This window comes from Stutzerimonas stutzeri (assembly GCF_000952685.1).
In the GTDB taxonomy this organism is placed as follows: domain Bacteria; phylum Pseudomonadota; class Gammaproteobacteria; order Pseudomonadales; family Pseudomonadaceae; genus Stutzerimonas; species Stutzerimonas stutzeri_E.
On record NZ_JYHV01000018.1, the window covers coordinates 21848 to 43740 of the forward strand.

The 21893-nt window shown below is 60.8% G+C and carries 21 protein-coding genes; 7 read left to right on the forward strand and 14 right to left on the reverse strand.

The annotated features are described in order from the left end of the window. Positions 1-2 precede the first annotated feature (2 nt). The 6 genes from UF78_RS10945 to UF78_RS10970 all read right to left on the reverse strand — a co-directional run bounded on the left by UF78_RS10945 (position 3) and on the right by UF78_RS10970 (position 6332). The gene (locus UF78_RS10945; protein ID WP_045162254.1) at positions 3-434 is read right to left on the reverse strand and encodes a PaaI family thioesterase; all 432 of its coding nucleotides are present in this window, start codon (positions 432-434) and stop codon (positions 3-5) included. A gap of 259 nt (positions 435-693) precedes the next feature. After that, positions 694-2013 carry an NTP/NDP exchange transporter gene (locus UF78_RS10950; protein WP_045162255.1) on the reverse strand — a complete coding sequence of 440 codons (1320 nt, stop codon included), beginning with the start codon at positions 2011-2013 and terminating at the stop codon, positions 694-696. A 75-nt stretch (positions 2014-2088) separates the two neighbouring features. Beyond that, a complete protein-coding gene (locus UF78_RS10955) occupies positions 2089-3138 on the reverse strand; it encodes an oxidoreductase (protein ID WP_045162256.1) in 1050 nt (349 codons plus the stop codon). A gap of 175 nt (positions 3139-3313) precedes the next feature. Then, positions 3314-3574 carry a DUF2790 domain-containing protein gene (locus UF78_RS10960; protein WP_045162257.1) on the reverse strand — a complete coding sequence of 87 codons (261 nt, stop codon included), beginning with the start codon at positions 3572-3574 and terminating at the stop codon, positions 3314-3316. 680 nt (positions 3575-4254) lie between these two features. Next, the gene (locus UF78_RS10965; RefSeq protein WP_045162258.1) at positions 4255-5628 is read right to left on the reverse strand and encodes a heavy metal sensor histidine kinase; all 1374 of its coding nucleotides are present in this window, start codon (positions 5626-5628) and stop codon (positions 4255-4257) included. Then, the gene (locus UF78_RS10970; protein ID WP_045162259.1) at positions 5625-6332 is read right to left on the reverse strand and encodes a heavy metal response regulator transcription factor; all 708 of its coding nucleotides are present in this window, start codon (positions 6330-6332) and stop codon (positions 5625-5627) included. The genes UF78_RS10965 and UF78_RS10970 overlap by 4 nt, the downstream gene beginning before the upstream one ends. A gap of 410 nt (positions 6333-6742) precedes the next feature. On the opposite strand from UF78_RS10970, the gene UF78_RS10975 reads away from it, so the two are divergent. Continuing rightward, a complete protein-coding gene (locus UF78_RS10975) occupies positions 6743-7642 on the forward strand; it encodes a LysR family transcriptional regulator (RefSeq protein WP_045162260.1) in 900 nt (299 codons plus the stop codon). Between the two features lie 18 nt (positions 7643-7660). Here the strand turns inward: UF78_RS10975 and UF78_RS10980 are convergent, their stop codons facing one another. Both UF78_RS10980 and UF78_RS10985 read right to left on the reverse strand, forming a co-directional pair. Then, positions 7661-8155: a lipocalin-like domain-containing protein gene (locus tag UF78_RS10980; protein ID WP_230623624.1), complete on the reverse strand. Its 495-nt coding sequence runs from the start codon at positions 8153-8155 to the stop codon at positions 7661-7663. 104 nt (positions 8156-8259) lie between these two features. Then, on the reverse strand, positions 8260-9093 hold the full coding sequence (locus UF78_RS10985) for an SDR family oxidoreductase (protein ID WP_045162261.1): 834 nt from the start codon (positions 9091-9093) through the stop codon (positions 8260-8262). Positions 9094-9108: 15 nt separating this feature from the next. Here UF78_RS10985 and UF78_RS10990 point away from each other — a divergent pair, with 15 nt between their 5' ends. Beyond that, positions 9109-10089: a LysR family transcriptional regulator gene (locus tag UF78_RS10990; protein ID WP_230623626.1), complete on the forward strand. Its 981-nt coding sequence runs from the start codon at positions 9109-9111 to the stop codon at positions 10087-10089. Positions 10090-10187: 98 nt separating this feature from the next. Here the strand turns inward: UF78_RS10990 and UF78_RS10995 are convergent, their stop codons facing one another. Continuing rightward, entirely contained in the window at positions 10188-10982 is a 795-nt protein-coding gene (locus UF78_RS10995; RefSeq protein ID WP_045162263.1) for a DeoR/GlpR family DNA-binding transcription regulator, read from the reverse strand. A gap of 270 nt (positions 10983-11252) precedes the next feature. After that, complete coding sequence (locus UF78_RS11000) at positions 11253-12161, reverse strand: LysR family transcriptional regulator (protein WP_045162264.1); 909 nt, start codon at positions 12159-12161, stop codon at positions 11253-11255. Positions 12162-12261: 100 nt separating this feature from the next. On the opposite strand from UF78_RS11000, the gene wrbA reads away from it, so the two are divergent. Then, entirely contained in the window at positions 12262-12888 is a 627-nt protein-coding gene (gene wrbA / locus UF78_RS11005; RefSeq protein WP_045162331.1) for an NAD(P)H:quinone oxidoreductase, read from the forward strand. Beyond that, positions 12885-14093 (forward strand): MFS transporter, encoded by a 1209-nt coding sequence (locus tag UF78_RS11010; protein ID WP_045162265.1) that lies wholly within the window; start codon positions 12885-12887, stop codon positions 14091-14093. The genes wrbA and UF78_RS11010 overlap by 4 nt, the downstream gene beginning before the upstream one ends. A gap of 38 nt (positions 14094-14131) precedes the next feature. Here the strand turns inward: UF78_RS11010 and ligD are convergent, their stop codons facing one another. Further along, positions 14132-16687, reverse strand: a complete 2556-nt coding sequence (gene ligD / locus UF78_RS11015) for a DNA ligase D (protein ID WP_045162266.1) — start codon at positions 16685-16687, stop codon at positions 14132-14134. A gap of 32 nt (positions 16688-16719) precedes the next feature. Beyond that, on the reverse strand, positions 16720-17040 hold the full coding sequence (locus UF78_RS11020) for a hypothetical protein (protein ID WP_045162267.1): 321 nt from the start codon (positions 17038-17040) through the stop codon (positions 16720-16722). Between the two features lie 267 nt (positions 17041-17307). On the opposite strand from UF78_RS11020, the gene UF78_RS11025 reads away from it, so the two are divergent. Next, positions 17308-17589, forward strand: a complete 282-nt coding sequence (locus UF78_RS11025; RefSeq protein WP_045162268.1) for a DUF1652 domain-containing protein — start codon at positions 17308-17310, stop codon at positions 17587-17589. A gap of 26 nt (positions 17590-17615) precedes the next feature. Here the strand turns inward: UF78_RS11025 and UF78_RS11030 are convergent, their stop codons facing one another. Next, entirely contained in the window at positions 17616-18146 is a 531-nt protein-coding gene (locus UF78_RS11030) for a ferritin-like domain-containing protein (RefSeq protein ID WP_045162269.1), read from the reverse strand. Between the two features lie 187 nt (positions 18147-18333). On the opposite strand from UF78_RS11030, the gene UF78_RS11035 reads away from it, so the two are divergent. Further along, a complete protein-coding gene (locus UF78_RS11035) occupies positions 18334-19446 on the forward strand; it encodes a mechanosensitive ion channel family protein (protein ID WP_080890604.1) in 1113 nt (370 codons plus the stop codon). A 91-nt stretch (positions 19447-19537) separates the two neighbouring features. On the opposite strand, the gene UF78_RS11040 is transcribed toward UF78_RS11035, so the two are convergent. Continuing rightward, positions 19538-20038 carry a CinA family protein gene (locus UF78_RS11040; RefSeq protein WP_045162271.1) on the reverse strand — a complete coding sequence of 167 codons (501 nt, stop codon included), beginning with the start codon at positions 20036-20038 and terminating at the stop codon, positions 19538-19540. A 297-nt stretch (positions 20039-20335) separates the two neighbouring features. Between UF78_RS11040 and glgA the strand changes: the two genes are divergently transcribed. Continuing rightward, positions 20336-21886: a glycogen synthase GlgA gene (gene glgA / locus UF78_RS11045; protein ID WP_045162272.1), complete on the forward strand. Its 1551-nt coding sequence runs from the start codon at positions 20336-20338 to the stop codon at positions 21884-21886. Positions 21887-21893 lie beyond the last annotated feature (7 nt).

Genomic DNA, 21893 nt, shown 5'->3' on the forward strand with positions numbered 1-21893 from the left:
CCTCAGCCTCTGATCGCGAAGGTGGTCGTGGCTTTGGCGTATAGCGTTCCAGCATCGTCAACCACCTGGGCGTCGCAGATCGCCAGGCTTCGGGTGCGATCAACGACCCAGCCATCCACGCGATAGGTCTCACCCGCGATCAGGGGGCGTAGATATTTGACGTTCAGGTCGACTGTCGAATGCGCAGTCGTGGCTTCCAGCATCGAGAACAACGCCAATGCCGCCGCGCCGTCCAGACAGGTCGCTGCGAAACCACCATGTACGCCGCCGGCTGGGTTGAGATGACGCTCGTCAGGTCGAGCCTCAAGCCTGATGCGCCCTGGCGTCACGTCCACGGCGGTCATGGCCATCGTATGACCAATGGTAGGCGCGGCAATCTCACCGCGGATCAGCGCGCGCAGGGCCTGCAAGCCCGAAGTCTCCGATTCAATCATGCAACGTCTCCATAATCGCAATGGCGTTGTGATGGGCTGGGTGCAAAACCGCCGGAGCCTCAAAGAGCCGGCGCACGCCAAAGCTGGTATCAGCCTCTTCAACGGTCACAACGAGAAGGCTCGTGAACTTGTGAAGCAGCTGCAGGCGCGATGACTAGCGCTAACCTATACGTTGTACGTGCATCAGGTCAACATTGTTGATGTGATGAGTCTTCTATTCACGCAGGCGGGTCAAGACGCCGCAATTTGGAAGCACTCGTCATGTCCCGACGGCACTGGCGGTAACCCGCACACGCTCCTGCTGATGGTCGGCCTGTCGTCCGAGTCGCCATCCCAGGCCGGCCCAAAGCAATGCGCAAACCGCTCCGATCATTGCGCCCAGACCGGCGCCCTGCCCTAGCATGTCCAGCAGACTCTTGGCCCACCCGCTGACGGCGTCACCGCCGCGATAGACCACCGTGTCGATAAACGTCTTGGCCTTGTATTTGCTCTCGGCATCCAACGGTGCAAACAGCATTTCCCTTCCCGGCCGGACGAATGCGTATTCGCCGATGCGTCGGACAATCATCAGGGTCGCGAGCAGAGCGAATCCGGGTGCCAGCGCGAGGCCAACGAACCCGATGCACATGAGTAGCGGCACGACCGCCAGCAACACGCGCACCCCCAGTTTCTGCGCGATACGTCCGGTGATGAACAGCTGCGAGAGTAAAGCGCCGACCTGCACGATGACGTCGATGGTGCCGAAGACCCGGACCTGCATCTCGCGATCGGGGAATTGTTCGGCCACCAAGCGAGCCTGCTCGAAGTAGAGAAACGTGGTCACGGTCGACAATAGCACCACGAATCCAGCGATCCCCAGCAAGTACGGTGACCTGAGCACCGACGTCAGTCCGCTGAACGGATTGCCGGGCAGCGGCTGTCGGGGATGTTCCGACGGCGCGGCGCCGGGCCGGCCAGCACCGCCCACTTCACGCCACCGCATCAGCGCCTGTTTCAATACAAGCGTGACGCCGAGCAAGAGGGCCGCCACGAACATCAATCCCGCCTCGCCAATGACGCCGATGAGCAGCGCGCTCAGGGCCGGTCCGAGCAGCCCGCCGACGCTGGCGCCCGCCGCGATGAAGGCGAACAGGCGTTTGGCCTGCTCGTTGTCGAACACATCCGCCATCAGGCTCCAGGCCACGGAGACAACGAAAAGGTTGTAAACGGATATCCATACGTAGAAGACGCGGGCCAGCCAGATGCTGTCTGGCTGAAATTGAAACAGCTCGACGAATACCAACAGGTTGATGGCAAAGAAGCCGTACACCCAATTGATGAAGCGCAAACGTGGAACCTTGGAGCTGAGCCAGGCGAACAGCGGAACGGCGGCCAGCATGACCAGGAAGGTGACGGTGAATAGCCACTGGAGATTCTCGACGCCTGCCGCGATGCCCATCGATTCGCGTATGGGACGCAGCATGAAGTAACCGGCGAAAAGGCAGAGAAACAACAGAAAGCCCGATAGCGCCGGTTGTAGCTCTTGGTCACGGGCATTGATAGCGAGGCTTAACCGGCGCAAATAAGAAGACGTGCTCATGGGAACTCCACGATTAAGACAGCAGGCGGCTGCTAGGAGCGTCGGGCACGGGCGGCGCCCATGCCCGCCAAGCAATCAGGGATAGGTAACGCCCGTTAGCTGCTCGGAGACCGCCCAAAGCCGGTCGGCATCTTGCTTGTCGGTGGCGGTTGGCGGAATCTTTGCCAAGCCCAACGGCCCGCGTTTTTGATCTTCCCCGATCGGGCCGTAATAGGCGCCGCCGACAGCCTCTGGAGCAGTGGCAGCATAGAGCGTCGACAGCGCCCCCTGAGCCGCGGAGTGGTATTCGTCGCGATCCTTTGCCCAGCGCTGGCCGAATTCGCTGTTCAACCCGGGACCACGTGCGATTAGCTCGGTCACGGCGACGCCCGGGTGCGCAGCAATGGCCTGGACACCCCACCCGGCGGCCTCGCTGCGCCGCTGCAAGGTGAACATCCAGTGGAGGATGGCCAGTTTCGACTGCGCATAGGCCGCCAGCGGGTCATATGCCTGCTCGGCCTGGAGGTCGTCGAAGTTCATCTGCCCGCGAGCGGCAGCAATGCTCGAAACGCCGATTACACGAGCATCTTGACTCTCCTGCAACAGCGGCAACATCAGACCGGTTAGGGCGAAATGCCCCAGATAATTGGTCGCCAGCTGCATTTCGAAGCCGTCGGCGGAAGTGCCGCGTTCGGGCGGCGCCATGATGGCGGCGTTGTTGATCAGCACATCGAGCCGCGGCAGCCGTTGATTGAGACGCTGGGCCAGGCCTCGTACGGAAGACAGATCGGCCAGGTCCACGGCCTCGAATTGCACCTTGGCATCGGGCACGGCCGCCTGGATACGGGCGATGGTCTGTGCACCACGCTCCGGATTGCGGGCGGCGATGATGACCTCAGCGCCCGCACGCGAAAGTGCTAACGCGTCCTCATAGCCCATTCCGCTGGTGCCGCCTGTGATCAGGACGATGCGCCCCTCCTGGGATGGCATGTCACTGGCTGACCAATCGGGGGGCGGTGCGACGCGGCCAGCGGCCTCAATGCTCACTGCAGCTAGCAACGTGGCGCCAGCGGTCAGCGTGCGCACCAGCTTGATAACGCGGCTTTTACTGTCCGCCATGTCCATCACTAATGTTCTGTTCCACATGACTGAGTTCTCTATTGAAGTAGTGACTAGCGCCGCCAGACCTGTGACGGCATGTGTACACGACCCACAGGCCGCTACCGCGCGCATGGGTAAACCGGTCCGATGCGCGATACTCCGTCTCTTCGCCAGCGACAACGGCATCGCCCGGAAAGCGATCTCGCACTGGCTTTGGCCTCTACTGCAGCAGGCACGAATCGGCCTGTTTCAGAAAACTGACGGTTTCTGTTTTTCCTTCTGAAGTCAGGTACGTCATTTGCGCTCGCACGAGCTCGCACACTGGCGGCGTCGGTTCCTCGATGCGAATGACCTTGGCGATATCCAGTTGCATGCCGTATTGATAGGCGGGGACATCGGCCTGCTCTGCGGCGCTTAGCGGTGAACCGCTTAGGGTGCTGATCGCCATGAGGCTGGCGATCGACAAGTTACGGATGTTCATATGGACTCCTGGACGGCTGGTGACCCGCAGCCTTGACGGTTTTGCCGAAGACGGCTTTGCGAATGAGGAACGGCATCAATGCGGCGCTGGCGGACGCAAAGCCGGAGTTGACGCTCGATCAATGACAGGGCTGTCGGAGGTGATACGACTGCCCGGGAACGGACTGCGGCGGCGTTGAGCTAGCGTTCGCGCAATCTCTGCAGGCTGGACACTTCGTGGACAACCGCCCCGTGACGGCACCTGCTGCGACCACTACGGTCCGGGCGCGCTTTGAAGGGGGGTTCAAGCTGGGCTGCAGGTCGAGGGCGGCCGCGTTCAGGGCATTGAGCGTGAAGTGTTCGGTGATTTCGGCGAGCGGGTTGGGATGCGCTCGCGATGGCGCCTCGATGGCTTGGGCGCGGCTATTCGGGAAGCTGGCGGTACCAATGCCGAAAGGCGTGGCGACCAAAGCAGGCGGAACCTGTATCCGATTGGCCGCCATGCTGGCTTGGCGATCCCGCCCTGAACCAGGCCAATCACGCACCGCATTTGGCATTTCCACGTTGATTCTCCTCACCCTAGGTGTGGATGCACTCTAGGGCGGGAGGGCTGACGTCAAGGTGACAGTTGGCTAACAGGAAGATATCAATCGCTGGCGTTTGACGACGTGCGCCCGGACGGCTCGGATTGATCGGTAAGGGTTAACGGATGGTTTCGCTCGTCAAGGAAAATCCGATGGTATTGACCCCGTCCTCACTGCGCGCGAAGACCTGTCCTCCATGCATGGAGGCCACCGCTCGCACGATGGACAGCCCCAAACCGTGGTGCGCGTCACTCCGCGTCCTGGCCGCGTCGGCGCGATAGAAACGTTCGAACAGGCGCTCCAGATGCGTACTGTCAATGGGCTCGCCCACGTTGGAGACGCTCACCTCGGCCTGCATGCCGTCACGGACCAATCTCACCGTGATGGTGCTTGCCGGAGCCGCATAGCGAACCGCATTCTGCAGCAGGTTTGCCAGAGACCGATGAAAAAGGCGTCGATCGATCCGTACGTGCATGTCACCTTCGATGACCACTTTCAGGTGTTTGCCGGCCAGGGCGGGCTCGAGATAATCCACTGTCTTCGCCGCCTCCTCGCAGAGCGAAACATCGCTCAGCTCGGTGGCTCGCTGCCCGCTCGCGGCACCAGCCAGGAACAGCATATCGTTGACTATGGTGCCCATCCGCTCCAGTTCCTGGAGATTCGATTGCAGCAACTCCTGGAGCTCTGTCAGATCGCGCTCGTGTGCCAATGCCACCTGAGTCTGGCCGATCAGGTTTGTCAGCGGAGTACGCAGCTCATGTGCAACATTGGCATTGAAGCCTTCGAGCTGGCACCAGGCCTCCTCTTGGCGAGCGAGAGCGCCGTTGAACGACACCGCCAGTTCTTGCAATTCGTGAGGCAGCGCCTCGGTATCCAGTCGCTGCTTCGAGACCCCCGGTGGCAGGCTGTTCGCCTGGCTGCTCAATCGCCTGACAGGCCCCAGGCCGAAGCGCGCGACCCAGTATCCGAGCAATGCAACCAGCACCACACCCAGCGCTGAAATAAGAATCAGCGTTTCGGTGAAGTTGTTCAGAATCTCCATGGCGGGGGTTGAGTCCAGGCCTACGGCAAACTGCAGTTCTGGACGGCTGCCCATGGCCGGGATGGTTTTGAGCAGTACCACCATCGGGTGATACCGGTCAGCGAGTTCCATCCTGAAAAAACCATCCGGGCGCTTCGACCAGTCCCGACCATCGGGCATCGGCCCGCCGTAGCTATAGTCCGGGTTATCGACCAAGACCCAATAGCGCACCCGTTGATCCGAGGGCGTCAGGCCATCGAGCTTCTGACGCAAGCCGACCCAGAACGCCGGCGAATCGTATTTCGCAAGCACGGGGTCGAGTACCGAATGACGCAGTATCAGCTCACTATGAACCTGCTGCTCGAGCGACTGTTTCAAAGAACAGCGCAACAGTACCGCGCTGATCAAGGTGATCAGCATCACAGCCAGACCAAACATCAGCGCCAATCTTCTGGCGATCGATCCCTTCATCTGGCGACACCGCCGTGTTTGCCATTCTCTTCGCGAATTTCCAACACATATCCCATGCCGCGGACGGTGTGCAGCAATTTGCGCGGATAAGGCGCATCGACCTTGGCACGGAGGCGCATGATCGCGACCTCGACCACGTTGGCATCACTATCGAAATTCATGTCCCATACCTGCTCGGCGATCATCAACTTGGAAAGAATCTCTCCCTGATGCCGCGCCAGAAGGCTCAGCAGACAGAACTCCTTGGCCGTCAGATCCAGGCGTGTCCCGGCACGCATGACCTTGCGCGCCTGCAAGTCCAACTCCAAATCATCAATGCATATATGAGTCAGATCGGCTGCGTCACTGCCGCGGCGACGCACCAACGCCTGGATTCGTGCGACCAGCTCAGCAAATGAAAAGGGTTTCCCCAGGTAATCATCAGCGCCCTCTCGCAGTCCTCTGACCCGGTCATCCACCGATCCCCTGGCCGACAACATGATGACCGGAGTCTTCTTCTGCAAACGCAGGCCCTGCAGCACGCCATAGCCGTCCTTGCCCGGCAACATGACGTCGAGGATGACCACGTCGTACTCGATCTCCAGCGCGTAGTGCAGACCATCAATGCCGTTACTCGCCACGTCGACGATGTAGCCGAGCTCCGTCAAGCCACGATGAACATAAGAGGACGTCTTTTCTTCGTCCTCGACGATGAGCAGGCGCATGCGGCAACTCCTTTGGCGAAATCGCGGAACAGGCCGCAAGAGGCCCGATCCGGTCTTACGTAACACTGCAACCTACTAAGCGACGATAATGGCTCACTAGCCAAAGAGCCGTAGTTGGCGTTGTTGCGCAGCGGCCAGCTAGGGTCTATTCCATCCATCAGGTTAGGGGATGATGGATGTCGGGAAGCTGACCGCTTCATAACATCTTCGTCAGAAAACACACTGATGCCGGTCCCGCGTCGCTGCGTGAAAGCGTTATCAGCATCTGGCGCCATTCGATATGGCCGGCCTTGCATAAACGGGCGCGCGAGGACTGATTATTTCTGTACGAGCGCGATGCGATAATCCACCGATCTCTGGACGGCCCGTACGACCGACCGTACAGTTTCGGCGGGTCACAGGAGAGCCGCATGCGCCAACCCAATCTGAGTGACGTTGCCCTGTTCAGCGCTGTCGTAGAAGCCGGCGGGTTCCGATCCGCCGCGCAGAAACGAGGGATCTCCGCTTCTTCGCTAAGCGACGGCGTGCGACGTCTCGAAAGCGATGTCGGCGTACGGCTGCTCAACCGCACGACCCGCAGCGTAACGGCAACCGCCGCCGGAGCACGCCTGCTTGAACGTCTACGCCCTGCCCTGCTGGAAATTCAAGCGGCCTTCAACGACCTGGATGACGATGAGCATCGCCCGATCGGAACACTCAAGCTGAATGTTCCAGTTCCTGTTGCGCGTTACATACTGCCGGATCTGCTGACGCGCTTCCTGAAGCTCTACCCCGGCGTGAACGTCGAGGTGGTAATGGAAAATACCTTCATAGATGTCATCGCTGCGGGCTACGACGCTGGCGTGCGCTATGAGGAGAGCTTGGCGATGGACATGATCGCCGTGCCGATCGGTCCTCGGCGCCAGCGCTTTGTGGCAGCCGCTGCGCCGGCGTACCTAGCGGCACGAGGCACGCCACATCACCCCGCTGAACTGGAACATCACGACTTGCTCGGCCACCGTTTCGAGAGCGGTAAGGTCGGCGTATTCGAGTTCGAGAAGGACGGCCGCACGTTCAGAATCCCTCCGCGCGGCCAGTTGCTCACGTCCTGCCACGATCTAAAGATCCGTGGCGCCGTAGCCGGGCTCGGCATCCTCTACACCTTCGAGGAGTTCATCCGCCAAGAGCTGGCCGACGGCAGCCTGGTGCCCATCCTTGAAGACTGGTGGCAGGCCTTCGACGGCCCCTTCCTGTATTACCACGGGCGCCGTCACATCCCGTCACCGCTGCGAGCGTTCGTGGATTTCATCAAGGCCGAAGCCAACGCCTAGTCGCCCGTACGGCATCTACTACCGAACCCGCTCCCATTCGATGTGAACTCTGGTTCCGTCAGGGCGACGGAAATTTTCGATCATTCGTTCACCCTCGCCCCTTAGCTGCAGTTCATCACGGGTACGCACCGCTCCTACCCAGTTCGGGAACGTTGACCCCAGGACGGTGTTGCCGCTGAACTCACCGTTCTGGTCGACGCTGTAGCGCCCGAAGAAGCCGATCCCGCCGATCATCGCCGCCCGATTCTCCTCATCCGTGCCTTCGCCACGTACCTCGGAGGCGAATTTCGGAACGCGCGGGTCGGTCAGCACCTCGACGAAGGTCAGCTCCTTTGTGAATACCAGCCAGCCATGCGGGTTAGGTCCATAGGCATTCGACCTGACGCCTTGTCGCTCGGTCGTTGCGCTGACCATCGTCCAGGTTCCGACCACATGATTGTTCGGCTCGGCGAGCGCTGCGTTACGTGCGCAAGCGGACAATGCCACTACCCCGCTCAAGACGATTGCGAGCATTATGATTTTCATAATTTGTACCTGCTGCATTCCTCGAATGTCGTACCTGAAGACAGTGCCTTCTCGGCAGGCTCTTGATGAAGAGCCTGCGTCTGGCCATTGGGTCACGACGGGCATTTGTCGGCGAACAGCGCCTCGGCTTTGTAGGCGTTGAGCTCTTGCAAACGCTTCGTCAGCGCCGCATGGATGTTGTCGTATGCAGCGCTACCGAGCGCGAGGCGAAACGGCGGGTTGCGCTGGTCAATGGCGCGCATCATGACTTCCACCGTACGCTCCGGATCCCCCTTCACCGGGAAGGATCCTGACCGCAGTGCGGTACGCACGTTGTCAGCCGGCGTACCGGCATAGTCGGGCCGTGCCTGGGCATAATCGATGCCTGCGCCGAAATGCGTGTCGGTTGGTCCAGGTTCGGCCAGCATAAAGTCGATTCCGAATCCGGCCACCTCCTGCGCGACCGCCTCGATGAACCCTTCAATGCCCCATTTGCTTGCGTGGTACAGGCTGAACCCGGGGTAAGCCACCTGACCGCCTTCGGATGAAATCTGAACGATGCGCCCACCGCCCTGCCTGCGAAGATGAGGCAGTACCGCACGGATGAGCTGGATACTGCCCGTGAGATTGGTCGCCAACTGCCGAGCGAGCTGTTCATCGCTCAGCTCTTCGGCGGCACCGACCAGCCCATAGCCTGCATTGCTGACAATGACGTCAATGCGCCTAGCCTGCGTAAAAGCCGCATCGACTGCCTGCCGAATATTGGCCGTATCGGTGAGTTCCAGCGCAAGGGGATGCAATTGCTCCGGGTAACGTGCCTTTAGATCGTCCAAGGCGCTGAGGTTGCGTGCTGTCGCGATCACGTGGTCCCCTCGCGTCAGCGCACGCTCCGCAAGTACGCGTCCGAGGCCAGAAGATGTGCCAGTGATAAACCAGGTCTTGGTCATGAAGCTCTCCTCACAATGATTGAGAGCTTCATGCTAGTCCTGCATCATTGCTGCCAGAATCCCCACCAAACAGAACGTGCTGGTGAGATAAATTCACCAATGAAAAGACCTTCCTGGAACGACCTGGACGCCCTCGCCGAGATTGTGGCGCGTCGCAGCTTTCGCGAAGCGGCGGACTCGCTTGGCGTGACCCGCTCCTCGCTCAGCCATACGATCCGCGCGATGGAGCGGGATCTCGGGGTGCGCCTACTGCATCGGACAACACGGAGCGTATCGCCTACCGCTGAAGGTGAACGGCTGATCGCCGGGATGCGGCCGCTGATCAACGCTATGGATGCAGTTCTGTCCGACCTCGCGCCCTCTCCTGCGCAATTGCGCGGCGTGCTCCGCATAAACGGCAACGAAGGGGGGATACGAACGTTGTTGTCCAGCGTGGTGCCGAAATTCACCGAGCAGTATCCTCGCGTAGAACTGGATCTGGTCACTGAAGGCGCGCTGGTGGACATCATCGAGCGGGGGTTCGACGCTGGCGTCCGCTTAATGGAGGCAGTGCCACGTGACATGATCGCCGTGCCTCTGGGGCCTCCCGTGCGGTTCATTGCAGTCGCCTCGCCGGCCTACCTGAGCAGCCAGCGTCCGATCAATGAACCGGAGGCCCTTCGGGAACAACGTTGCATTCGCCAACGGCTACCGAGCGGCAAGCGCTACCGCTGGGAATTCGCTCGTGAAGGCAGAACGGTTTCAGTCGATGTGCCGGGGCAACTTACCTTGGATAACAACACGCTGATGGTGGAAGCGGCCATCGATGGGTTGGGCATCGCCTATGTTCCGCAGCCTTATGCGGACGCTGCCATAGCCGAGGGCCGGCTGGTAGCCGTCCTGCTGGACTGGTGTCCTCCCGAGCCAGGACTCGCCCTTTACTATTCGGGGCACCGGCAAATACCGACGACGCTGCGCGCCTTCATCGATGTACTGAAGGCAGTACAAGCGAGCTAATTCGATGCGGAGACGATAGGGTCTTGAACGCTCCGCCGCCAAAGCGCCCTCGGACCTGCTACGGCGAGCGAGTGGCGGCTGGGCACCGGAACTTCCCACTAATAGGCAAGCTCGGCAGGCTCCACCGCCATGCCTTGCGCGCGAAACCCGTCCAGCACGCCGTCAGGCACATCGGACTCGGTGATCAATTGATGAATGCCTTTCGCTGGGGCTACCGAAAAGGCTTCGACGGCGCCCAGCTTATCGGCCGTAACCGCCGCGACGACATAACCGGAGCGTTGGATCATCGCCCGTTTGGTTGCGACTTCGGCGAAGCTGGACACAGTAATGCCGGCTTCCGCATGCAGCGCGCAGATACCCAGGAAACAGAGGTCGGCCTGAATCCCCTGAAGCATTTCAACCGCTTGATGACCGGTAACGGCCATAGCGTCCGGGGTCAGCTCTCCTCCGATCATCAGCACTCGCACCCCCTCATAGCGGCCAAGGGCAATCGCGACCTCGGGCGAATTGGTGACCGCGGTAATCTTGATGTCGATTGGCAAGGCGCGGGCAATATTCAGCGTCGTGGTGCCCGAGTCGAATATGACCACTTGCCCTTCTTGTACATGCCGCACCGCTTGGCGCGCCAGGTCTCGCTTGATATCGCTGGGTTGTTGGGCGCGCGTGAGGTAATCCTTGCCCGAGTCGCTTGAGCGCGGCAGGCCTCCACCATGAACACGTTGCAAAAGGCCGGCGCGGCCCAATTCGTTGAGGTCACGGCGAATCGTATCTTCTGACACCTTGAAGTGCTGGCTGAGATCGGAAGCCATCACCTTGCCCTCGCGCTCAAGCATGAGCAGGATCTTCTGGCGACGAAGCATTGGCAGTTTGCCGTCTTGTTCTGGCGCGTGCATGTTTTTGCCCGGTTATTGACGTAAGCGCATCCTAGGGCGTCAGAGGTTGCGGCTCAAGACGCACGCACAAATCACTTACAGGGAGGCACTTGTATCAGACGCAGCTCGGATGGTTGCCCAGGAGCGGTGAATAAGGTCGGTATTTGGCCGAACGCGGCCCACCCATACAGGCCGCGGCGGCGACCATGCCCAGCGCGTTGTTATGGCCGGCTCGCGCTGCCAGGTGCTCAGCGCCAGACTGAGCAACAGCACCGGCAGCACGCCGAAACATCACCCTTGTTCGCGGCTTGTCAGGAATCGACGCAGGGTTTGGGCTACCGGACCGACAGGCTCGTCCAGACGATGCGCTAGATAGGCCTCATGGTTCACCTCGCCGTTTCGGCCGAGATTCGCGATACCAAGACGGACCAGTCGCCCCGCGTTCAGGTCCTCCTGCACCAGCCATGCCGGCAGCCTGCCCCAGCCGAGGCCTGTTTGGATGAGTACCAGCTTCGCTTCCTGGGTGTTCACCCGACAGGTATGTGGCGAAAGCACGCCAAAGGTTCGCCCTTCGGACAGCGGGCTGGGATCCGTCAGCACGATCTGGAGATGATCAGCGAGTTCCGGCAATCCTAGCGGAGTTTGTTCGGTTAACCGGGCCAGCGGATGGTCCGCCTGCACAACGGCAATCTGCTGAACCGCGCCGATCGCTTCGAGCTGGATTCTTGGGTTTCGAAAATCTTCGCCGACGATGATCGCTAGCGTGCAGCGCTTGTCTTCCAGGGCAGCCAGGGGGCCACCCAGAGGCTGAGATTCCAAGCGAAAGGTAGTCGACGGGTACTCGGCTCGTACCCTGCGCATTGCCTGCGCCACCGCGGCGATCGGGTAAAGCGTATCCACGACAATCGCCAGTTCCAGCTCGACCCCTCCAGCGAGCGCGCGAGCACGGGCACGCATGGCATCCGCTCTGAGCAGCAAGTCCCGCGCGTTGGCCAGCAGTGCCTGCCCCTGCGGGGTCAGCGCCGGACGATAGCCGGTGCGGTCGAACAGTTGCACGCCCAACTCGGACTCGAGGTTGGCAATGGCATGGCTGACCGCCGATTGCACCCGCAGCAGTCGAGTCGCGCCAGACCGGAAGCTGCCGCTGTCGACCACCGTGACGAAGGTCCTGATCTGATCAAGGGTCATTCCATCCAACATGATCTTCTCCATCGATCGGGTTGTTCGGTTTTTTATCACTCTTGCGGAGCGTTTTAAATGGATAGGCTTGCCTCATTCCAACCTGAACGAGGCGACGATCATGGCGAAAGTACTGGTTCTCTACTATTCCTCCTACGGCCACATCGAAACCCTTGCGCAATCAGTCGCCGAGGGCGCGCGCCAGGCTGGCGCGCAGGCGGTGGTGAAACGCGTACCCGAGCTCGTCCCTGGGGCTGTGGCCGAAAAAGCGGGATACAAGCTCGATCAACCAGCCGATGTGGCTAGCGTGGCGGAACTGCCCGAATACGACGCGATCGTTATCGGGACGCCGACGCGTTTCGGCAACATGGCTTCTCAGATGAAAAATTTTCTCGACCAGTGCGGCAGCTTGTGGTTCGAGGACCGGCTGGTCGGCAAGGTCGGTAGCGTGTTCACCTCGACCGGCAGCCAGCACGGCGGCCAGGAGAGCACGCTACTGGCGACGCACACTGTTCTGCTCCATCTGGGCATGATCATCGTGGGTCTGCCCTATAGCTTCAAAGGCCAGTTGCGAATGGACGCGATCACCGGCGGCACCCCGTACGGCGCTTCGACGCTGGCTGACGATGGTAACGGCGGCGATCGGCAGCCGAGCGACAACGAGTTGCAAGGGGCCCGTTTCCAGGGCTGGCATGTCGCTCGAGTCGCCGAGGCGCTGGCCGCATCGCCTGTCGGAATACCCCAATGAATGCCACCGCGGCGAGTACGCGGCCCTCCTCGCTCGTCTGGTTAGTGTTGGGCTGTGGCGTGGTGGCGGCCTTGTATGTGGGCAAAGCCGCCATCGCGACGCCCGCGCTTCAGGCTGACTTGAATCTCAGCCTTGCCGAGGTCGGCTGGCTTACCGGGATATTCGCAGTGCTCGGGCTCATTGGCGGTGCGCCGGCGGGTGCACTGGTGGCGGCTGTTGGTGACCGACGCACACTGCTTATCGGTCTGGGAACGATGACGTTCGCAGGTGCAGCGGGTGCCATGGCCGGCTCGTATCCGATTCTGCTGGGCTCGAGGCTGGTGGAAGGGTTCGGTTTTCTGCTGACCATCGTCGCCGGTCCGGCGCTGCTGCAGCGCGTCACGACCGGCGCGCAGCGTGACATGGCGTTTTCACTATGGAGCTGTTTCATGCCATGCGGGATCGCCCTCGCGATGCTAGCCGGGCCGCTGTTCCAGACCTGGCAATCATTCTGGTGGTCGAGTTCGGGTCTCGCCGCTGCGGCGGCAGTAATGGTGGCGCTCTGTGCGCCGCGAGGCGGCTCGCCAGGCGACTTTGCACCGGGGCGCATGATCGAAGGCATCCGCCGGCTGCTTTGCGCCAAAGGCATCCTGTCACTGGCGATCGGTTTCGCGCTGTACAGCCTGATGTTTTTCGCCCTGTTCAGCTTTCTTCCGGTCCTGTTGATGGAGCGTATGGAGGTGTCCTATCGAAGCGCCGGTCTGTTGGCCGCGCTGGCGAGCGCCATCAACGTCAGTGGCAACCTCGCCGCCGGTTTTTTGATGGCGCGCGGAGCCGATCGCGCATCGCTCATAGCCGTTGCAGGCGGCATCATGGGGGCGTCGGGGATCTGCATTTTTCTGGGGTTCCTTCCGGCCCTGCCGACGCTGCTGTTGTGCCTGCTCTTTTCCGCAGTTGGAGGGCTGATTCCTGCCACCTTGTTGGCCTGCGCACCGCTGCTTGCAGCTCAGGCCGCGCTGGTACCGATTGCGGTCGGTCTGATCATGCAGGGAAGCAATCTCGGGCAACTGATTGGTCCGGTTGCGGTGGGCAGCGCAACGGCAGCGTTCGGCTGGAGCGCAGCCGGTGCGGTGGTGCTGATTGCAGCAATCGCGATCAATCTAGTCGCGCTGCGTCTACGTCCCGTCTTCGCCGCGGCGAAACGCGACGCTGTTACGGCGCGCTGAACCGGTGGCAACGATGACCGATCCGCGGTCGCCCGGTGTCATTTCATTCCCAGGCGCTCGCGCATGTCCGCCGTAATCCGTTGTCCCGTCTCGTCGATACCGATCCAGGGGTCGTCATCGCCCTGCTCTTCCAGCCGCGGAATAAGGTTGCGAATGGTCCAGAGATTGGCGCCCTTGAGTTCGGCCAGCTCGTCGCGATGAATCGGCACCGACACACCCAGGCCTTCCCGGGCGCGTACCGAGTAAGCTGCGACCGTGCTGGCGCCCTTGCTGTTGCGCAGGTAGTCGATGAAGATCCGCCCCACGCGATTCTTCGGCCCGCTGACCGCCGAGAAATGCTGCGGCAACAACTTGGCCATGTACTGTGCGATGGCTTGGCTGAACGCCTTGACCTCGCCCCAGCCGTGGACCGGTTCGAGCGGCACCAGAATATGCAATCCTTTGCCGCCGCTGGTCTTGAGGAAGGATTGCAGACCGATCTCATCGAGTAGCGTCTGGGTCAGCTGCGTGGCTTCGATCATGCGCTTCCACGGCAGCGCCGGATCGGGGTCGAGATCGAGGACGAAGCGATCGGGATGATCGAGCACCGGCGCCACCGCGTTCCAGGTGTGCAGCTCGATGGTGCCCATCTGCGCGGCGCTGACCAGCGCCTCGGGCGTGTCGATGGTCATCAGCGCGGCGTGGTCGGGAAACAGCGCAGTATCCAGCTGAGTGATGTGCGGGATGCTCAGCTTCTCGGTGTGTTTCTGGAAGAACAGTTCGCCATCGATGCCTTCCGGTGCCCGCACCAGTGCCAGCGGCCGGTGGCGCAGATGCGGTAGCGCCCAGGGCGCCACCTCGGCATAGAAGCGCGCCAGTTCCATCTTGGTCGCGCCGATGGATTTGTCGATGACGCGCTCTGGATTAGAGATCTTGATCTTACCGGCGGTATTCTTTGCCGTGCCGCCCCTGGGCTTGTGCGATGTCGCAGCCTTCTCCGCCTTCGCCGGGCGCTCCTGGGTAATGGCTTCAGCGGGCTTGTCGGAACGCAACCCGTGAAATACCGAATGGCGAATAACACCCTGGCGGGTCATTTCCGCGTAGGCGACTTCACACATCAGCTCTGGCTTCAGCCAGTGCGCGCCCCGCACATCAGCAGGAGGTGGTGCCTTGGCCAGTGGGCTCTTGTCGATTTCCAGCGGTTTAAGCTTGGCGTGCAGGTTCTTCAGCGTGACCTGATTGAAGCCGGTGCCCACCTTACCCGCATAGTGCAGTTCGCCTTCGTCGTTATGCAGCCCGAGCAGCAAGGCCCCGAAGCCGCTGCGCGCGCCTTTGGGATCGGTGAAGCCGACGATGATGAACTCCTGACGGTTCTTGCATTTGACCTTCACCCAGCTGTTGCTGCGCTTGGAGACGTACGTACTGCCGGCGCGTTTGCCGATCAGCCCCTCCAGCTTCATTTGGCAGGCGCTCTCCAGCACACTCTCCGGCTCCTCGGTGAAATCGCCGGAAAATCGCAGCAGTTCGTTGTCATTCTTCTCAAGCACCTGTTCCAGCGCCGCCCGGCGCTGCTCCAGCGGGACTTCGCGAAGATCCATGCCATTCAGGTACGGTAGATCGAACAGGTAGTAGACGATGGTGCCGCTGCGCCCGACCTCGAAGGCGTTCTGCAGCGCCTGGAAATCTGGCGTTCCGTCCTCGTTGGGCACCACCACTTCGCCGTCCAGCCAGGCCGATTCCAATCCGAGCGCCGCCAGCGCTTCGGCTTGCTGTGGCATCTTGGACGTCCAGTCGTGACCGTTGCGGGTAAACAGCTGCACCCTGCCGGATTCGATCCGAGCCATGATCCGATAACCGTCGAACTTGATCTCGTAACGCCAATCGCCATCGGGCACCGAATCGACCAACGTGGCCAGCTGCGGTTTGATGCTGTCGGGCAAGGACGCGGGTCTGGCGCCAGACAAGCTGGCTTTTCTGGATTTGCTCTTGCGTGCGGCGGGCGTTTTGATCGGCTTGGCATCGGTTTCGAGTTTCGCCTTGCCGCGTTTGCGCGGAATCAGCGTGCGATCGCTGAGCACGCTGTCGGGCTGTTCCCTGACGATGTCGTACTCCTGCTCGGGCCGTGCCGCCTCATCGTTCGACTTGATCAGAAACCACTGTTCCTTGCCGCCGTCCATGCGGGTGCGCACCAAGTTCCAGCTGCCGCTGAGTTTTTCCCCTTCCAGGGTGAATTTCAGCTTGCCCTTGCGGTAACCCTCCTGTGGGTCGCCCTGCGGAATCCAGACACCGCGATCCCACACGATTACATCACCGGCACCGTAGTGGCCTGCCGGAATGGTGCCTTCGAAGGTGGCGTAATCGAGCGGATGATCTTCGACATGAACGGCCAGTCGGCGCGATTTAGGATCAAGCGACGGGCCTTTGGGTACCGCCCAACTTTTCAGCGTGCCGTCGAGTTCGAGCCGGAAGTCGTAATGCAATCGGGTCGCGTCGTGCTTCTGGATGCAGTACTGCAGTGCGTGGCGGGCGCCGCGCCGCCCCTTCGCCTTCGACTCGCCATCGGGTTCGGGTGTCGCGGCAAAGTCTCGCTTTCGATTGTATTCGTCGAGGGCCATGGCGCAGCTCCGTGATTTGCGCAAGCGAGCGGCTATTCAAGCGAGCCCGGATCTGACGCAGGATCGGTCGGCCCGCCGTGGCTGGAATGGCGGCCGGGGCTCACCGAAGAGTCCTTCACGTCTGGATCCGATTCGCCTTCGGTTTTGGGCGGTGTACTGACGACGTCCCCATCCTCAGTCACCGTGCGGCCCTTGCTGTCCTTGTGCGTCTCAAGCGTCTCCTGCGGAGTCGGGTTGCCCATAGGGCTGGGCCGGGCGCCCTTCTCCTCTTCGGGCGTGCCGGCGGGCCATTGAGCGAACGCGGGTAATGAAGCCATGGCGCTCGCCAACAACAATATTTTTATCAAGTTCATGAAAGGTTCCTCTGTGTGAAATGCTCGCGCTCGAATCGGCGCGGCCCATGAAGCCGCCTTTTTCGCCGGAGCGCGTAGCGACGTCGGTCTACAAGCCCAACGGCGGGGCTTACTTCACGAACCGGTCTTCTGCCGAGCGGTGGCAAAAGGGTATTTACAACGGTGTAGGGCCTGCTAGCGTTGAGAAAAGTCGGCGCACAGCTGCGAAGGCTGACTGCGAGCAATCTCGCGAAATATGAACTTGGACATGTAATGGGAGGAAGGGTCATGGCTTCACGTCTACCTCTGTTGACGATCGAAAACATCCTTCGCAACTACCTTCATCCCTTCCGCTGCGACTGCCATGCGCAGCAGGACAGCCGAGTCACCGTTCGGCTCTACGAGGAGCATCTGGACGGTGAGGAGCTGACCGTATTCGGCATCACAGATGATCAGTGCCGCGACGCGGCCAATCTGGTGCGTCTCGCCCAAGAACTGCGCTTTGAACTTTACGCGACCCGGGGCGGGCTAATGACCTCGTCACTTCCCGCGAAAGTCGCCGAGCGGTAGTTACCGCTCGGCAAACATCCTTGCTATCAGCGTTTGGCCTCGGTGTTCGGCGCTTGTGCGCGGGTCAGATAGGCCTGAGTGAGTTCCGCCAGGTGGCTGCGCATCCATTCGGCCATGGCGACCTCCTCGGCCAGGATGCGGGTGCAGATTTCCGCAGTCTGGGTGTCACCGACCGCCTTGGCAGCTGCGATCAGAATTTCGTAAGAAGCAATTTCGAGGTTCTCGAAAACGTATCCCATCTGGGCCCCTTTGACGATTTCGTCGTTGACCATCATGCCGCCCATGGCCTGCCCCATCGCCATCATCTTGCCGCCCAGATCCTTTAAGCCCGAGTAGGATTTGTCGTACCGCTGAAGACAGGATTCGATCAACTTGGCCTGATTCTGAGTCTCGGTGATGTGCTGCTCGATACGCGCCTTCAATTCGGGGTAGTGCTCGATGCGGCTCGCCTGCTTGGTGAGCATTGATTCGGCCTGGGCCTCCATCGCGTGAGCGTCACGCAACCACTCGATCAAACGTTCGACGCGGACATCGTTCCCGGTTTGTGCACTTTGCATGGCTGTCTCCCACTGGTTCGGATAGCGATGAGGTTTTGCACCTCTTATCTAGTGTGAAAAGAGCCTTTCAAGGGAGTTCCAAGCTTCCGACTGGCTGCACGTTAACCATGAACTTTGCAAGGGCGACATCAGTCATTTGATGCACCCACGAAGCGGAGCTGGCTTTATCGAAATTCTCAACATCCCCCTGCGATGGGAAGCCTACATAACCGAGCCCGCGCTGCGCACGCTGCTGGCAGCGGCCTCCGTTGTGGTACTGCTGAGCGTGTTCAGTCGTGTACTCACCGCCGTGATGCTGCGATTGGGCCGCAGTTTTCTGTTTACCAAAGCCGTCTCCGAGCAGCTGGAAAAACCCGTTCGGGTGCTGCTGCCGTTGCTTGGCCTGCAGGCCGTGCTTGCGGCGGGCAGCGATGAGCCTGCATTGATGGACGCCGCCAGACGCATCACCACTTTGTTGATCATCGCCTGTTTCACCTGGCTGGCCTTGCGCCTGCTGCGCGGTGTCGAGCATGCCGTGCGCTTGAAAAACCCTGTGGATGTGATCGACAACCTCCGCGCCCGGCAGATTCAGACACAATCGAGGGTACTGCTGCGCACCCTGGGCTTCTTCATTCTGTTGGTCGGTGCCGCTGGCATGCTGATGACCTTTCCCGCCGCACGCCAGTTCGGTGCCAGTTTGCTGGCCTCCGCCGGACTGGCCGGGCTGGCCGTCGGTTTCGCCGCGCGTCCGGTGCTCGCGAACTTGATCGCCGGCATCCAGATCGCGGTCACCCAGCCGATTCGGCTGGACGACGTGGTGATCGTCGAGAACGAATGGGGCCGTATCGAGGAAATCACCGGCACCTACGTCGTCGTGCGGATCTGGGACGATCGCCGGCTGGTGGTACCGCTGCAGTACTTCATCGAAAAGCCATTCCAGAACTGGACGCGCCGCAACTCCAGCATCATCGGCTCGGTATTTTTCTGGGTCGATTACTCGCTGCCACTCGAGCCGTTGCGCGAAGAACTGCGGCGACTCTGTCAGGAGGTTCCTGAGCTTTGGGATGGGCGCGTCATCGTATTGCAGGTGACCGATACCAGTGAAAAATCCATCCAGCTGCGGGTGCTGGTCAGCTCACCGGACTCATCCCGTAACTGGGATCTGCGCTGCCACCTGCGTGAGAGCCTCATTGGCTTCGTCCAGCGCAAATACCCTCAGTGCCTGCCGCAGTTGCGTGCCGATCTGAGCGTCGGGCAGAAGCCGAGCGTCGATCATTCGGTGCCGGAACGCGTGGAACCGGAGCGTCAACCTCCGGTTTGATGGTGCTGTGTCGTAGCTGAGTCGTGCTGCTATACGGGGCGTCGCGCAGCGGACTGTCGCCTCTCGGTGCGTAACGGATGGCTGCGTCGGCTCATTCGTGCTCGCGCAACTTGCGCAGCAGTTGCTCGTACTTGCTCGGTAACTGCTCTAGCCCGTAATGCGCAGCCTGCTTGCGGATCTCCACCCGATCACCTTCGAACTGAACCGTCTCGCTGATGCTGACTTGGCGTTCGCCTTGCATCAGCGCAAAGGCGTAGCACTGGGTGCCGCCGGGATCCTCCTCACCATCGTCGGCGACTCCGGTGTTGGCGATGGCAATGTCGGCGACGCTGGCATTCAGTGCGCCGACCGCCATCTCGGTGGCGACTTCTTCGCTGGTTAGGCCAAAGGTCTCGATGGTTTCAAAACTGACATGAAGCAGCCGGTTTTTCGCTTTCGGCGAGTACACGACGAAACCGCTATCGAGCACCTGACCGCAGCCGGGAATGTCGCCTAACAACGAGGCCATCAGGCCACACGTACAGGATTCGGCAGTGGTCAATTTAATGTGTTTGTCGCTTAAAAATTGCACGATTTCAGCAAGGTCTCGCATGGTCTTGCCTCCGACTGGCAACGGTAATACACCCAAGTTCGGTCAATTTTCGGAACCGAGGTGCCTTCGCAAAGTTCCCCTAGGCTGTTTGCATCAAAACTTGAGAACTAATTCATAGCGGTCCGGTCTTTTTCAAGGTAGGGCCGTGCGAGCCCTATGCCGCGAAACAAGCGGCCCTAACAAGAAAAATCACTCTTGCCGTGCTCATGGTTTGCAGCTCCCCAGCGGGCGCTGTGTGGAAACAAACGTGCTCGTGACCACCTTGGCGCAGATGCCGGTCACTTGGGGAAGATTCTTATGAGTATTGCTGCAGTGAATGCCCGGCCTGTCCACCTCAACACAATCCAACGTCTGGAGACGCCCATCGAGCGTCCAGTGCTGCAGCTTCGCAGCACGCAAGACGACAAAAAGAAGATCCTCTTCGTCACCTCGGAACTGACCGATCTGGTCAAGACGGGTGGACTTGCAGACGTGTCCGCTGCCCTGCCCCGCGCATTGGGAGATCGGCACGATGTCCGGGTGTTGATCCCAGGCTATACCCAAGTCATGCAGTGCCCCGAACCAATCCGCATCGTCGGCAGAGTGCTCTCGCACGGCGATCTACCTTCTTGCCGGATCGGCCGCCTCGATATGCCCGACGGTCTGATCATCTACGTGTTGATCTGCCCTGAGCTCTACGAGCGCGATGGTCTGCCCTACAGCGATGAGCACGGTCACGACTGGCCGGACAACCCGGTGCGTTTCGCCCGCCTGTGCATGGCCGCCGCGGATATCGCCGCAGGCACGGCCTGCATCCGCTGGACCCCCGATCTGGTCCATGCCCACGACTGGCCGACCGGGCTGACCCCGGCGTACATGCATTGGCGAGGGCTGCACACACCCAGCATCTTCACCATTCATAACCTGGCCTACCAAGGCAACATCGACATGAGCCTGCGCCGGGCGCTGGGTATTCCGCTCGAAGCCTGCGGACCTGAGCGGATGGAATTCTACGGTGCGCTGTCGCTGCTCAAGGCCGGTATCGCCTACGCCAATCACGTGACGACCGTCAGCGCTACCTACGCTCAGGAGATCACCACGCCGGAATTCGGCTGCGGCATGGAAGGCTTCCTCAGCATGAAAGCTCGCCAGGGCCTGCTCAGCGGCCTGCTCAATGGTATTGACGAAAGTTGGGAGCCACAAAGCTGCTCACACCTGGTCAGCCCGTTCGGTCCCGATGACTGGTCTGGTAAAAAAATCAACGCGGCGCATGTCCGTGAGCTGTTCGGGTTGGACGAAAGCGACGGTCCACTTTTTTCGGTGGTGTCGCGGTTGGTGCACCAAAAGGGCATCGACCTGACCATCGAAGTGGCCGAGACGATCGTTCAGCACGGCGGCCAGTTGGCCATCCTGGGCCGTGGCGACCCGCATATCGAAGACGAAGTCAGACGCTTGGCCGAGCGCTTCCCCGGCCGTGTCGGCGCGCATATTGGCTTCAACGAGACCGATGCCCGTCGGCTGTTCGCCGGCAGCGACTTCCTGCTCATGCCCTCGCGCTACGAGCCTTGCGGCCTGAGCCAGATGTACGCCCAGCGCTTCGCCTCGTTGCCCATCGCCCACCGCACAGGTGGGCTGGCCGACAGCATTGACGACGGCGTGACCGGCTTTCTGTTCAACGAGGCCACCACGCAGAGTTACCGCCACGCCGTGGAACGGGCATTAGCGGTGCATCAGCGACCGCAACTGCTCAATGCAATGCGCTGCCGCGCGATGGGCAGTGGCTTTTTCTGGCGCCACGCGATCGAACCCTACGACCGGCTGTACCAGCGGTTGCTGGGCGGACGGCGCGAGGCCCGTGCCATTTTTTAACGAGGGT